The 12,634-nt window shown below is 66.6% G+C and carries 14 protein-coding genes; 2 read left to right on the top strand and 12 right to left on the bottom strand.

Features of this window, described 5'->3' with window-relative positions:
• Positions 1 to 83 precede the first annotated feature (83 nt).
• On the bottom strand, positions 84 to 467 hold the full coding sequence (locus N5C25_RS07120; protein WP_058982857.1) for a sensory rhodopsin transducer: 384 nt from the start codon (positions 465 to 467) through the stop codon (positions 84 to 86).
• A gap of 59 nt (positions 468 to 526) precedes the next feature.
• On the opposite strand from N5C25_RS07120, the gene N5C25_RS07125 reads away from it, so the two are divergent.
• Complete coding sequence (locus N5C25_RS07125; protein ID WP_279936685.1) at positions 527 to 1,513, top strand: TIGR03885 family FMN-dependent LLM class oxidoreductase; 987 nt, start codon at positions 527 to 529, stop codon at positions 1,511 to 1,513.
• On the opposite strand, the gene N5C25_RS07130 is transcribed toward N5C25_RS07125, so the two are convergent.
• The gene (locus N5C25_RS07130) at positions 1,483 to 3,117 is read right to left on the bottom strand and encodes an alpha-amylase family glycosyl hydrolase (RefSeq protein WP_279936686.1); all 1,635 of its coding nucleotides are present in this window, start codon (positions 3,115 to 3,117) and stop codon (positions 1,483 to 1,485) included. The genes N5C25_RS07125 and N5C25_RS07130 overlap by 31 nt on opposite strands.
• 112 nt (positions 3,118 to 3,229) lie before the next feature.
• Here N5C25_RS07130 and xth point away from each other — a divergent pair, with 112 nt between their 5' ends.
• Positions 3,230 to 4,021, top strand: coding sequence for an exodeoxyribonuclease III (gene xth / locus N5C25_RS07135; RefSeq protein WP_279936687.1), 792 nt, complete (start codon positions 3,230 to 3,232; stop codon positions 4,019 to 4,021).
• Here the strand turns inward: xth and N5C25_RS07140 are convergent, their stop codons facing one another.
• The 10 genes from N5C25_RS07140 to N5C25_RS07185 all read right to left on the bottom strand — a co-directional run bounded on the left by N5C25_RS07140 (position 4,022) and on the right by N5C25_RS07185 (position 12,618).
• Positions 4,022 to 5,740: a PAS domain S-box protein gene (locus tag N5C25_RS07140; protein WP_279936688.1), complete on the bottom strand. Its 1,719-nt coding sequence runs from the start codon at positions 5,738 to 5,740 to the stop codon at positions 4,022 to 4,024.
• Between the two features lie 120 nt (positions 5,741 to 5,860).
• Positions 5,861 to 6,055 (bottom strand): hypothetical protein, encoded by a 195-nt coding sequence (locus tag N5C25_RS07145; RefSeq protein ID WP_279936689.1) that lies wholly within the window; start codon positions 6,053 to 6,055, stop codon positions 5,861 to 5,863.
• Positions 6,055 to 6,690, bottom strand: coding sequence for a DNA-3-methyladenine glycosylase (locus tag N5C25_RS07150; RefSeq protein ID WP_279936690.1), 636 nt, complete (start codon positions 6,688 to 6,690; stop codon positions 6,055 to 6,057). The genes N5C25_RS07145 and N5C25_RS07150 overlap by 1 nt, the downstream gene beginning before the upstream one ends.
• A gap of 72 nt (positions 6,691 to 6,762) precedes the next feature.
• The gene (locus N5C25_RS07155) at positions 6,763 to 7,722 is read right to left on the bottom strand and encodes a cation diffusion facilitator family transporter (protein ID WP_058982868.1); all 960 of its coding nucleotides are present in this window, start codon (positions 7,720 to 7,722) and stop codon (positions 6,763 to 6,765) included.
• 69 nt (positions 7,723 to 7,791) lie between these two features.
• On the bottom strand, positions 7,792 to 7,977 hold the full coding sequence (locus tag N5C25_RS07160) for an AprI/Inh family metalloprotease inhibitor (protein ID WP_279936691.1): 186 nt from the start codon (positions 7,975 to 7,977) through the stop codon (positions 7,792 to 7,794).
• 9 nt (positions 7,978 to 7,986) lie between these two features.
• Entirely contained in the window at positions 7,987 to 8,220 is a 234-nt protein-coding gene (locus tag N5C25_RS07165) for a hypothetical protein (RefSeq protein WP_279936692.1), read from the bottom strand.
• A gap of 196 nt (positions 8,221 to 8,416) precedes the next feature.
• Positions 8,417 to 8,674: a hypothetical protein gene (locus tag N5C25_RS07170; RefSeq protein WP_005409784.1), complete on the bottom strand. Its 258-nt coding sequence runs from the start codon at positions 8,672 to 8,674 to the stop codon at positions 8,417 to 8,419.
• Positions 8,671 to 10,023, bottom strand: coding sequence for a TFIIB-type zinc ribbon-containing protein (locus N5C25_RS07175; RefSeq protein ID WP_279936693.1), 1,353 nt, complete (start codon positions 10,021 to 10,023; stop codon positions 8,671 to 8,673). The genes N5C25_RS07170 and N5C25_RS07175 overlap by 4 nt, the downstream gene beginning before the upstream one ends.
• Before the next feature lie 20 nt (positions 10,024 to 10,043).
• Positions 10,044 to 11,183, bottom strand: coding sequence for an SPFH domain-containing protein (locus tag N5C25_RS07180; protein ID WP_279936694.1), 1,140 nt, complete (start codon positions 11,181 to 11,183; stop codon positions 10,044 to 10,046).
• Between the two features lie 142 nt (positions 11,184 to 11,325).
• Entirely contained in the window at positions 11,326 to 12,618 is a 1,293-nt protein-coding gene (locus N5C25_RS07185) for a transporter (protein WP_058982878.1), read from the bottom strand.
• Positions 12,619 to 12,634: the final 16 nt, after the last annotated feature.

Here is a 12,634-nt window from a genome sequence, read left to right on the forward strand (position 1 = left end):
AAACCGGGGCCAGTCTCCCTCCATGGCGGTAAACGGCCGGAGGGCGCGGTGTCGTTGCGGCGTGGATGTGTGCGCGCAGGACTTCACAGCGGATGGGCGATGGTGGTCATGATGCTGTTGGCCGGTTGACGCGAATCCAGTCGCGTGTGCTGCACGATGATCGGCTGGTCGGATTCGACGAGGGTAGCGAAGCCGGTGCCGCGCGGTACCGGCGCCGGATCCTGCAGGTCATTGAAGCGCAGGTGACAAGTGCGTCGTGCCGGCACGGTGACCCGGTAGGGGCCCACGGGATCTCGGTCTTCGAAGTAGAGGGTCAGGGTGACATGCGCGTCCTCGTTGCCGGCATTGAGGACACAGCAGGTTTCGTGACTCTGCATCTCCGGTGACGGGCCGTTGCTCCAGGCTGGAATGTAGCCTTCGGCGATAGCCCAGCGTCGATGCCCGATGCAGGAAGCGTTCGTTTCCATGACGCCGTTTTAGCCCGGCGGGTGTTGCCATCGTGTCCAGTCCCCGCACGGAATCCGTGATGACCATCGGCTACCACGCATCGCATGAGCAGTTCCCGCCCGCCACTTTGCTGGGCCTGGCACTGCGCGCCGAACAGGCGGGATTCGAGGCTTTGATGTGCTCGGACCACTTCCACCCGTGGACGACCGCGCAAGGGCAGTCCGGCCACAGCTGGGTATGGGCCGGCGCGCTGGCGGTGCAGAGCGCATTGCCCCTGGGCATGGTGACCTGCCCGATGCTGCGCCAGCACCCGGCATTGGTGGCACAGGCAGCGGCGACGCTGGAGCAGTTGGCGCCGGGCCGGATCTGGCTGGCGCTGGGTACCGGCGAGGCCCTGAACGAGCGCATCACCGGCCAGCCGTGGCCAGCCAAGCGCGAGCGGCAGAAGGCACTGCGCGATGCGGCCGAGGTGATGCGGCGGCTGTGGGGCGGCGAGCAGGTCGACCACGACGGTGGCTTCCGGGTGCGCCAGGCACGGCTCTACAGTCGCCCGGCGCTTCCCCTGCCGCTGCTGGGGGCGGCCGTCACCGAGGAAACCGCACGCTGGATGGGGGGCTGGGCCGATGGCCTGATCACCATCAGCCAGCCACTGGCGCAGTTGCGGCGTGTGGTGGCGGCGTTCGAGGACGGCGGTGGCAGGGGCAAGCCGATGTACCTGCAGGCCAAGCTGTCCTACGCGCGCGCCGAACAGGCGGCGCTGGAAGGTGCGATGGAGCAGTGGAGCGCCAACGTGCTGCCGCCGGAACTGGCCGAAGGGCTGGACCAGCCCGAACAGTTCGAAGCACAGGCGCGATCGGTCAGTGCCGAGGTGCTGCGCCAGCACGTGCATGTCTCGGCAGACCTGGGCCAGCATCGGGCCTGGCTGCAGGAGCTGCAGGGACTGGGCTTCGATCGCATCTACCTGCACAACGTGAACCGCGAGCAGGAACGCTTCATCGATGATTTCGCCGAGCACGTACTGCCTGCGCTGCGCACTCAGGCACCCTCGGCGGCCAGCCACGTATAGCCATGGCCCTGCAGGTAACAGCGGCGATCCTGCAGCCTGGCGCCGTGGCCCACCAGCGTGTTCAACGGACCGCGCAGGGGCACGTCCACCTCGACCGGCTCGTCGCCGAAGTTGATCAGTGCCAGTGCCTGATGGGGTGCCTCACCGTAGCGGAGCATCAGCAGCGCGGGAGATGGCGGGTCGAGCGTGTGAGGACCCTGCTGCAGCAGGGGATGTGCATTGCGCTGCTGCAGCAGCTCGCGCACCCGCAGCAGCAGTGAACCTGGCGTCGCGCGTTGCGCCTCGACGTTCACCGTGCGGTAACCGTACGGGCCGTCTGCCGGTGGTGCGCGCCAAGCATGCCGCGGTTGATCGGTAAACCCCGCCGCTGGTCCACCGTGCCAGTGCATCGGCATGCGCACGGCATTGCGCTCTGGCAGCTCCAGGCAGTCACCGAGGCCGATCTCTTCGCCATAGCGGATCACCGGTACCTGGCCCAGCGACAGCAATGCCGCCCAGGCCATACCCTGCCATGCGATGTCGCCCTCCAGCATCGGTGCCAGCCGGCGGCGGATGCCACGGCCATAGATGCGCATGCCACGCTCAGGGGCGAAGCGTCCCATCACCGCTTCGCGCTCGTCCGGCTCCAGCTGCTCCAGGTCAAGCTCATCGTTGTTGCGCAGCCAGGCGATGCGGGTGTGCGGCGGCGCCTGCCGTCCGTATTCGGCCATGACCCGGGCCACTTCGCTGGCGTCGCCGCGCGCCAGGGCCAGGAAGAAATGATTGTTGAGGTGGAAATCCAGCAGGTGCGAAAGCCGCCGGCCCTGGCAGAGGAAGTCACCGTAGCGCGACGCGGGGACGTCCGCTTCGCCGATCAGCGGCAGGCCTGGCTGCTGCGCGTCTGTCGTGGCGCGCATCGCCTCCAGCAGCCACAGCCCGTCGTCGCGCTGGTCCGCGTGGCGGGCGCGCTCGACCATGTAGGGAACGGCGTCCACGCGGAAGCCGGCCACGCCGCGCTGCAGCCAGAACGTCATTACCCGCAGCAGTTCCTCGCGTACCGGCGCATGGGCCAGGTCGAGGTCTGGCTCGTGCCGGTAGAACATGTGCCGGTTGAACGCGCCGGCCTCGGCGTCCCATGTCCAGGCAGAGGCCTCGATCGGCGGGAACATCGGCTGCAGGCCGTCGTCGGGCACGTGGTCGCTCCACAGGTACCAGCGGCGCCATGCTGGGTCGCCCCGCTGCGCGGCGACGAACCACGGGTGGGCGCTGGCAGTGTGCTGCATCACCAGCTCGACGATGATGCCGATACCGCGTGCGGCGGCAGCATCGACCAGGCGCTGGAACGCCGCCTCGTCACCCAGGCGTGGATCGATGCGGTAGTGATCGGTGACATCGTAGCCACCGTCACGGCCGGCGTTGCAGTAGAACGGCAGCAGCCACAGGTGGCTGATGCCGAGCCATTGCAGGTAGTCCAGCTTTTCGGTGATGCCATCCAGAGTGCCCCAGCCGCGCCCATTGCTGTCGCGGAAGAGGTAGGGGTCGACCTGGTAGATCGCGCGCAGCGGACGCACCGCCATTGGGCCGCTCCAGCACCGTTCAAGGGTGACCAGCCTGCTGCGCGACATGGCAGCAGTCCGTGAACCGGACGGCATTGCATCATGACGCGGCATCCACGGTCCCTGCATGCCCGGACGCGCACAGTGAACGCTCACTCGATGCGCCGAGGAGCCTCTAGCCATGCCCCGCCGCAAAACGCTTCGTATTGCGACGTTCAACGTCAACGGCATCGGCACACGCCTGCCGCAGCTGTTGGACTGGCTGCACAGGGAATCGCCGGATGTGGTTGCCCTGCAGGAACTGAGGGCGACCGACGCCGCGTTTCCCGCTGCGGCATTGGAAGGGGCCGGCTACGGTGCACTCTGGCAGGGTGAGGCGCGCTGGAACGGGGTGGCGCTTCTTGCACGGGGGGCCACGCCGGTTGAAAGCCGCCGCCGATTGCCGGGCGAGCCCAAGGACACCCAGAGCCGCTACCTGGAGGCGGCGGCGCATGGCATTGTGGTGGGCGCTCTCTACCTGCCCAACGGCAACCCGCAGCCCGGGCCCAGGTTCGACTACAAGCTGCGCTGGATGGCGCGCCTGATCCGGCATGCGCGCAGCCTGGTGGAGCTGCCGCACCCGGCGCTGCTGCTGGGTGATTTCAACGTGATTCCCACCGAAGCCGACGTCTACGACCCCAAGGCTTGGCGCCGCGATGCGCTGTTCCAGCCCGAGGTTCGCGATGCCTTCGAGCGGCTGCTCGCGCAGGGCTGGACCGATGCGCTGCGAAAGGTGCACGGCGACGCCACGATCTACACCTTCTGGGACTATTTCCGCCAACATGCCGAGCGCGACCGTGGGCTGCGCATCGATCATCTGCTGTTGAATCCGATACTGGCGGAGCGACTGAAGGATGCCGGCGTCGACCGCTGGGTACGACTGCAGGAAAAGGCCAGCGACCACGCGCCAGCCTGGGTGACGGTCAGGGCGTGATCAGCGTGCGGCCGGGTCTTCGCGCCGCTCGCGGCGTACCCGCGCGCGGGTGCGGTACAGGCGGCTGTCCGCCTTCTGGATGGTGTCGGCCACGGGTTCGCCGGGCGTGTTGATGGCTGCACCCATCGAGAACGCGCTGGGCGAAAGCGCGGCGTGGTCCTGGTACCAGTGTTCCAGTTCGCTCAACCGGCCATTTTCGGGCGCGACCAGCACCACCATGAACTCGTCGCCACCCAGCCGTACCACGGTCTCGTCCTTGCCCAGCGGCGAGCGCAGGAAGGTGGCGAACTCGACCAGCACGGCATCGCCACGGCGGTGGCCCTGGGTGTCGTTGATGTGCTTGAAATGGTCCAGATCGAACATCACGCACGCCCAGCGCTCGTCAATCAGTTCATCCAGCCGGTGCAGGTAACGCCGGTTGTAGCACTGCGTGAGCGGATCCTTGAAGGACATGTCGCGCAGCTGCTGCTCCTGCATCCTCAGCGCGGTGACGTCCTGCGCATGCCCCAGCACGTAGGGCGGGCTGGCTTCGTTGTCGAGCACGTTGTGGTACGCCCAGTAGTGGCGCGTACCATCGGCGGCAATCAGCTCGATCACGCCAGCGTCGGTGTGGTTTGCCTGGATCCGGGCGAGGTAGGCCTTGAAGCCCTCGCGCTTTTCCGGTGGCATCAGGTCACACAGGCTGCGCCCGATCATCTGGCTTTCCTCGAAGCCCAGCGACTGCACCGCCGCCGGATTCACCGAGGTCAATGTCCCGTCCAGCGTGTGGGTGCAGATCAGGCCCAGGCTGTAGTGGAACAGTCGCCGGTAGCGGGTTTCGCTGGCTTCCAGCGCGTCGAGCGCGGCTCGCTCGTCCGTGATGTCCTGGATGGCCCCGACCAGGCGCGGATGGCCGTCGACCTGTTGCCGGCTGCCGACCACCCGGGTCCAGATCGCGCGCCCGTCGGCGGTCGTCATTGGCAGCTGCACCTCCCAGGACGTGCCTTCGTCGATGCAACGCTGCACTGCCGCGCGGATGATGTTGCGGCTGTCTTCGCGATAGAACGACAGCGCGGTGCCGAGCGTCGGTTCAAAGTTGCTGCGCACGCCGTGCAACTGCTTGGTCTCGCGGGTCCAGCGCACTTCGTTGGTGACCAGGTCCATCTCCCAGCCGCCCACCCGCGCCGCGCGGTTGGTGCGCTCCAGGAAGTCTTCGCTGCGTTTCAGCTCGCGATGCAGCGCTTTCGCCTGGCCAACCTGCGCCATCAGGGTACTGCGCTGTTCCAGCACCTGGGTGGTGACCCGCGCCAGATGCACCATCAGTTCGCGCTGGGAGGGGGACAGCACGCCGGGCATCGGGTCGAGCAGGCACAGCGTGCCGATACGTGCGCCGTGCGCCGAGCCCAGGGGGATGCCAGCGTAGTGGCGGATGCGCGGCCCACCCGTCACCAGCGGATTGGTGGAAAAGCGTGGGTCCTGGCGCGCATCGGGTATCTCGAACAGCTGGTCCTGGCGTATGGCATGGGTGCAGAAGGAGATCTCGCGGGCTGTCTCGCTGACGCCCTCCAGGCCGATGTTGGCCTTGAACCACTGGCGGTCTTCGGCCACCACGGTGATCAGGCCCATGGTCAGGCCGGTCGCGGCGCGGGCCGCGGCGACGATGGCATCGAACACCGGCTCCGGGGGCGTATCCAACAGGTGCAGTCGTTCGATTTCGAGCAGTCGTTCGGCTTCGTCCATGGCGCTTTTCAGGGCTGGGTGGCGAGGGCGGTTGCGGCGGCTGTCTGGCGCTACGCTAGTGCGCGCGCCGTTATGTATCGCCACGGCGGGGTGATGCCGATGTGAGGTGGGCGCGCTGGCTCAGTGTTGTTGGAGCGATGCCTGCAAGGCGGTAGCCAGCGCGGCATCACCGGACACCAGGTCCTGCCAGCGCAGCGTGATGCCCTTGCGGCGCCCCTTTTCAACCAGCTTCAGTCCTTCGGGGTCCACGATGAGGGTGTAGGGCTGGCCATCGATGTCCAGTTCGCGTCGAAGCGGTTTGTCGAGCGGGGTCATCATCGTTTCCTCGCCGGGGAGAGAGCGCGGCGTGGCTGTATCGATACGTGACGATGATCACGGACGTGCCAACGCCAGGGGAAATCAACAGTGCGGGTGATGCCGATGCGGGGCCCGACCACTGGATCCTCCGGCGGCGGCACGCCGTCGCTGACGATGACAATGCCGTGGTTGCCGGTCACCAGATCAGCGCCGTCGAAACTGCGGTCCAGCCCGAAGGCCTGCGAGAGCTTGCCGGGCCCGCTGGCCAGATCGTGGTCGCGGCGCGCGGCGGGACGCAGTTCGCGCATGCGCTCCAGGCCCACCAGCGGCTCGATGGCCCGCAGCAGCACCGCCACGCCTTCACCCACTTCGCCGCAGACAACGTTGCTGCCCCAGTGCATCCCGTAGGTGAAATAGACATACAGGTGGCCGGCCTCACCGAACATGCTGGCCGTGCGCGGCGTCTGCCCGCGATAGGAGTGTGCGGCCGGATCGACACTGCCCGCGTAGGCTTCGACTTCAACGATGCGACCGGCCCGGCCATCGTCACGGACCAGGAGCTTGTTGAGCAGCTCGGGCGCAACCTCGACGGGCGGGCGCCGGTAGAAGCTGCGCGGGAGGATCTGAAGAGAGGCAGGCAACCAATCCGGCACGGTAGAGGCAGGCTCGGGCAAACGGTGATGGCACTCTGGCATCAGGCAGGTGAAACCGGCGCAGACGCAGTGTCATTGCTGCGCAGGACCGGCGGCCAGTGCGGCTCTCCGTGCGGCATAGACCTCCGGCGTCTGTGGCTTGATGAACAGTGCCACCAGTTCCGGATACTCGCGCTTCACCGCCGTTTCGATGCGGGTGATGCAGGCTTCGATCTGCGGGGTCCGCCGGTCATCCTCGAACTCGGCGCTGAGCATGGCCACGACCTGTTCCGGGCCCATCTGCATGGTGGTCACGCCATTGGCGCGGCGCAGGTCCGGATCGGTTTCCGCCACGGCCATGATCCGCTCGGCCACGGCCGGGTGGGCCGGCTCACCCACCAGCAGTCCCTTGGTTTCGCGTGCGAGAAGAAAGGCGGTGGCGGCAAGCACGCCGGCGATGCACAGCGACGCCACACCATCAAGCACCGGCATGTCCAGGACCTGGGCGGCCACGAGCCCGATCAGTGCAAAACCCAGGCCCAGCAGGGCCGCGCTATCCTCCAGCAGCACGGTGAAGGTGGACGGGTCCTTGCTGCGACGGAAGGCTTCGAAGTAGCCCAGTTTGCCCTTGGTACGCCGGAACTCCCGTAGCGCGACCCACCATGAAGCCCCCTCGAACAGGATGGAGATGCCCAGCACGCTGTAGCTCAACGCGTGGTTGGTGGCCGGCTCCGGCCGGCGGATGTGCTGGATGCCCTCGTAGGCCGAAACACCGGCGCCGGCGGCGAACACCAGCAGGGCGACGATGAAGCTCCAGAAGTACAGCTCGCGGCCGTAGCCGAACGGATGCACGGGGTCTGGCGCCTTGCCGGCGCGGCGCAGGCCGTACAGCAGCAGGAGTTCATTCAACGTGTCGACCAGCGAATGCACGCCCTCACTGAGCATGGCCGAGCTGCCGGAGATGCCGGCAGCAATGAACTTGGCGATGGCGATGGCCAGGTTGCCCGCGAGGGCGGCGTAGATGACCAGACGGGAACCGGTGGGGGCGGACATTTCGGCGGCGGGGTGAGGCGGATTCCTGATCTTCCTGATCAGCGCGTGCCTACTGTGTGCACGGTGCGATCAGCGCCCCTTGGGATTGAGGTACAAACGCGCCCCATCCGATTCACGGTAGCCCGTCCAGCGCCCACCGCCGGACGCGCGGAAGCGCCCGAACACGGTGTTGCTGGTGTCGGTGAGCAGCAGCTGATTGCCCGACAGTACCCAACGGTTGGCCGAGAAGAAGCCATCCGGGCAGCCGGCGGGCACGTAGGCACTTTAGCCGCCGAACCACTCGATGTTCTTCAGCTCGATGGAGCAGGTGTTGCCGTTCTCCTGGCCCAGCGTCCAGCTGCCGAACAGATCGCTGTCGCGCACACCGCGGCCGCCACGGTGGCGGTCGTGGCCCCAGTCGTCGTTGTCGTCGTGGAAACCGAAGCCCACGTCGATCTCTTTGCTTTCGCTGCGTGACTCGGACTGCGAGCTGCCGCTGGTGATGGACTGGGTGGTCACCGCGCCACTGCTCTGGGTCTGGGTGCTACTGGATTGCGTGGTCGGTGTGAGGGCGCGCCCTGAGGCAAGCCAGCCAAGAACAGGTGCTGTCCGCTGAAGGGTAGTGCCGGCCGCTGGCCGGCTCCCCTTTGACGCCCAGAGCCGAAGGAATGCCGGCCCGCAGCCGGCACCTCCCGCAGCCAGGCATGGCTTGGCTCTACGGGTCGGGTTTCACCCTTACCACCCGTTTCCGGTACTCGTACACGTTGTCACCGCGGATGCGCTTTTCCTCGGTGCCGGTGACCCGGCCCACCTGCTGGTCCGAACCGGTCACGGGCTGTGCCTCGATTTCGGTCTCGTGCTCGAAGGAATGCGATTTGTCGGTGTTGCGGTAATAGCGGTACAGCGCCCAGTACAGCGCGGTCGCGCCGGCTGGACCTGCCGCCAACAGCCAGAGTCCACTGTCGTCGCTCATGTCGATGCTACCAGGAAGGCAATTGCGAGGGCTTCAATGATGGTGCCGGTGGCCAGTGCCGCCAGCAGCATCTTCCATTGCTGCACGGGCACGCTGCCCATGGTTTCGCCGGTACGGCCGTTCACCGCGATGTAGTGCAACATGCCGCCGTTCCTGCCGGGCTGGTGATACGAGTACAACCACACCGGCAGGTACATCGACACCCAGCGCGTTCCATGCACCTCCAGCTGTTCCTGTTCCCAACGCACGCCACGGTTGTAGCGCCTCACCGAACCTTCCACCTGTGCGCGGGCAATCGACAGAAGCTGGTCTTCCAGCCGCGGCCGCAGCTTTTCCACGTCGAGATTGCGTTTTTCAGAGGTGAAGCCGGCCAGGTACGAAGCGTTCCATTTCACCGCGTTCTTGGTGTCGAATGGCAGGACGGTGTTGATGATGTTGTTGGTGTTGGCGCGGATATCAAGATTCCCGCGCTCGGCCGAGGATTCCAGGGGCAGGTCATCGACAGTGAAGTCGACCTGGCGTTCGACCTGGTAGACATCTGCGTCGTACAGGGTGCGCTTGTTCTTCTCGGTGCCGACCGTGTATTGCCGGGTCTGGATCTCGCCCTTGCCGGCCACGGCCGCGCTGACATTGCTGTCGACGATCATGTAGGGCAGGAACACGCCCACCACGTTTTCCGGGGTGAACTGGTCCTTGAAGGCCTTCAGCGCGAACATGCGGCGTTTGTCGACGAACTGGCGGATGCGCGCGACCGCCTCGTCCTTCTTGATATGGAAGGGCAGCACTGCATCAGGCACCGCGCCATTGCTGATCTGTTCGTTGACGCCGAAGACGTGGCGGCACCAGTGGCAGCGCGCCGTCATCGTGCTTTCGGTATTGACCGTGACCTCGGCACCGCAGCCGGTGCACTTGAACGTCATCAACGCCGAGGTGTCGGTATCGATGTCACGTGCGCCGGACGCGATGACGGTGCCGCGCAGCTGGTCGATGGCCTCGCCCAGCCCGAATTCCTCCTCGACCCGCGCGCCATGCCATTCGTGACGGCAGTACAGGCAGACGAGGATGTCGGTGCCGGCCTTGGGCCGGATGTCGGTGGCGCCGCACTTCGGGCAGCGGTTGAGGCCGTCCTTCAGCTCGCTGGCCGAGGTATCGATGGCCACGGGATCGGGCGCTTCCACTTCATCGCGGATGGCCTGCGGCAGCTTCGAAGTGTCCAGCGGGAAGCTGCCGGGCAGGGGTGGGACGTCCCGCGGCGAACCGGGCCCATCCAACGACGCCGCCGGCAGGGGCGGCGGCGTCGCGGGCGCGGATCCGGGCAGCGGCGGTGGGCCGTTTCGGGGATCGGACATGTCGGTTGTGCGTCCTGCTGTTACAGGCCCAGTGCCTTGGCCTTGAGCGCGTCGTAATCGCTCTGGGTGATCAAGCCCAGGTCCAGCATTTCCTTCGCCTTCTTCAGCTTGGCGACCGGATCGTCGGCAGCCGGGGTGGCCGGCTGCTGCATGCCGCCGACACCGAACATGCCCGAGGCCATGCCGACACCGACCAGGCCCGCCGCACCGCCGTTCTCGCCGGCCGACTGGACGCCCTGGGCGACGCTGGCCTGCAGGTTGGAATTGCCGCGCGAACCGGACAGCGCATCGGCGCGCTGCACGGTCTTCAGCAGTTCGCGGGTGTTGGCGTCGTACTCGATCGAGACGATGGCGGTCTTGACGATGGCCAGGCCGCGGTCGGACTTCCACTGGTAACCCTGCTCGACGGCGGCCGACAGGCTCTGCGCGAAGCCCAGCGAGTCCTGCTGCAGCTTGGTGATGCGGTTGCCCTTGCCCGGATCGTTGGTGTACAGGCTGAAGGCCGGGGCCAGCGAACCGACCACTTCATTGAACAGCTGGCTGGCAGCGGCGTTGTCCAGATCGGTGAAGTCGAACACCTGGCCCGGCCGCAGGTAGCTGGCCGGTACGAAATTCTTCACGAACAGGATCGGGTCGACGATCTTCAGCGTGTACGAGCCGCGGGTGATCGCACCGACCTGGGTATTGAGGAAACCGTCGTCCCAGTAGATTTCCGACTGGGTGCCGAAGCGGTTGTCCGGCAGTTCCTTCAGCGAGACGAAGTAGGCCGCCTGCTGCGCGCCCGGCTGGCCGCCGAACTTGAAGCGTTCCCAGCTCTGCTTGATGAAGGTGCTGACCAGGCCGTCGCCGGCGAAGATCGACTGCGAGTTCAGGTCGTCCGAACGCCATTCGTAGCCACCCGGTTCGGCGACGAATGCGGTGATCGCGCCGTCCTGGAACAGCAGCAGGCCGTAGCCTTCCGGCACGATGATCTTCGAGCCGTTGGTGATGATGTTGGACGAGCCGCTGGTGTTGGAGCCGCGGCCGGCATTGGTGCCCTGCGGCACCGCCGCGAACAGGGCGGCCGTGGACGGCAGGCCCGCCGGCACGGTGTAGAAGTCCTTCCACTGGTCGGCCAGCACACCGCCAACCGCACCCTTCACCGCCTGTACCAGACCCATGTCCAACTCCCTGTGATTCGAGGGCAGGCACCGTGCCTGCCGAGCTGGACTGAATATAGCAGCGGGCAGGGACCGCTGTGGTGCCGGAAGATGAATCCGGGCCATGCCGATGCACGGCGCAGCGTCGTGCCTGGCGCTGTTGCTACAACATGTACGGAATCTTGAACGCCAACGTGAAGTCCGGCGCATCCGGGGTCAGCCCGATGCCCAGCAGCGTCACCAGCGTGGTGTGCTGGTTCAACGCATAAGTCACGCCCAGGTTCAGGGATGCCGCATTGGCATCACTGCCGATCACCTTCATCCACTTGCCGCCTTGGAAGCGGGTGGAGGCGCGGGCGCTGATGCGGTCACTGAAGGACAGGCTCAGGCTGGTCCGCTCGTTGAACGCAAAGGCCACGCCTGCGCCGAAGTACACCGAGCCACCCAGCTTCACGTCGCCCGGATTGACCGTGTCCGGATTGCTGTCGATGTCGTTGAATCCGCGCGGGATGGAGTGCACATAGCCGATGTTGGCGAACAGGATGGCCGGGTCGGCGGTCTTCACCATCGACAGGCCGAGGTTGGCCTGCCATACGCCGTTGCCGGTGGGCTGCTCGCGCGGCACGGCGAAGCGGATGTAGTCATCGTCATCGCGCTCTATCACCTTCCAGTCCAGGCCGTAGGGTGCGCGCCCGGTGGGGGCGGTGACGCCGGCCGTGAGCACGGTCTCCGGGCGCCAGCCGCGTTCGCCGAACAGCCGGTAGTTCGCGCTCAGGCCAATGTCGCCCAAGCCGTTGCCGTTGGTCTGCTCCTGCGCGATGGCGGCTGCTGCACCGCCGGCGCCGCCTTTCTGGTACACGGTGCGCCGCGCCAGGTAGGGCACATCCAGGTTGAGCGTCAGGTTCGGGCTGACGCCCCAGCGGGCCGCCACGTTGTAGGTCAGCGAGTCGGACTCCACGTTCTCGATGGCGATATTGCCGAGGAAGATCGCGTCCAACGCGAGGAAGCCGTTGAGGGTGAGCTGCTTGCGGTCGTAGCGTGCGTAGGTGAGGCTGTTCTCGATGGTGAAGCGGCGCGAGAACAGGGCCGATTGCTGCTGCTTCACATCGTCCACGCTGCGGCGCGACTCCTGCCTGGCCTGCTGTGCTTCTGCGGCGGTACTGGCGTAACCCTCGCTGCTTGGTGGAACCGCGGCGGCCGCCGCCTGTGCCAATGGCGCGGCCGGTGGGGTCGAAGCCGGGCCAACCCGCCCGCCCAGGCGCGCCTGCATGGCCTGCACCTGCATGTCCAGTTCGCGCAACCGCCGCACTTCCTGTGCGTAGTTGGCTTTCAGCTGTTCCAGCTGGTTGGCCAGGGCCTGCACGTCGGCGCCATCGTCAGGCGTCGGCGGCACGGCAAGGGCGGTGCCCGCCAGCGCCGCCAGCGCCAACGGGGTGATCCTCATCAGGGTGTGCATGTTCGTGTCCTGCGTT

Source organism: Stenotrophomonas sp. GD03958 (assembly GCF_029839005.1).
Taxonomy (GTDB): Bacteria; Pseudomonadota; Gammaproteobacteria; order Xanthomonadales; family Xanthomonadaceae; genus Stenotrophomonas; species Stenotrophomonas hibiscicola.

Excerpts from the sequence above, each read along its gene's own strand:
- N5C25_RS07120 (WP_058982857.1), bottom strand. The coding sequence starts at position 467 with ATGGAAACGAACGCTTCCTGCATCGGGCATCGACGCTGGGCTATCGCC.
- N5C25_RS07125 (WP_279936685.1), top strand. The coding sequence starts at position 527 with ATGACCATCGGCTACCACGCATCGCATGAGCAGTTCCCGCCCGCCACT.
- N5C25_RS07130 (WP_279936686.1), bottom strand. The coding sequence starts at position 3,117 with ATGTCGCGCAGCAGGCTGGTCACCCTTGAACGGTGCTGGAGCGGCCCA.
- xth (WP_279936687.1), top strand. The coding sequence starts at position 3,230 with ATGCCCCGCCGCAAAACGCTTCGTATTGCGACGTTCAACGTCAACGGC.
- N5C25_RS07140 (WP_279936688.1), bottom strand. The coding sequence starts at position 5,740 with ATGGACGAAGCCGAACGACTGCTCGAAATCGAACGACTGCACCTGTTG.
- N5C25_RS07145 (WP_279936689.1), bottom strand. The coding sequence starts at position 6,055 with ATGACCCCGCTCGACAAACCGCTTCGACGCGAACTGGACATCGATGGC.
- N5C25_RS07155 (WP_058982868.1), bottom strand. The coding sequence starts at position 7,722 with ATGTCCGCCCCCACCGGTTCCCGTCTGGTCATCTACGCCGCCCTCGCG.
- N5C25_RS07170 (WP_005409784.1), bottom strand. The coding sequence starts at position 8,674 with ATGAGCGACGACAGTGGACTCTGGCTGTTGGCGGCAGGTCCAGCCGGC.
- N5C25_RS07175 (WP_279936693.1), bottom strand. The coding sequence starts at position 10,023 with ATGTCCGATCCCCGAAACGGCCCACCGCCGCTGCCCGGATCCGCGCCC.
- N5C25_RS07180 (WP_279936694.1), bottom strand. The coding sequence starts at position 11,183 with ATGGGTCTGGTACAGGCGGTGAAGGGTGCGGTTGGCGGTGTGCTGGCC.
- N5C25_RS07185 (WP_058982878.1), bottom strand. The coding sequence starts at position 12,618 with ATGCACACCCTGATGAGGATCACCCCGTTGGCGCTGGCGGCGCTGGCG.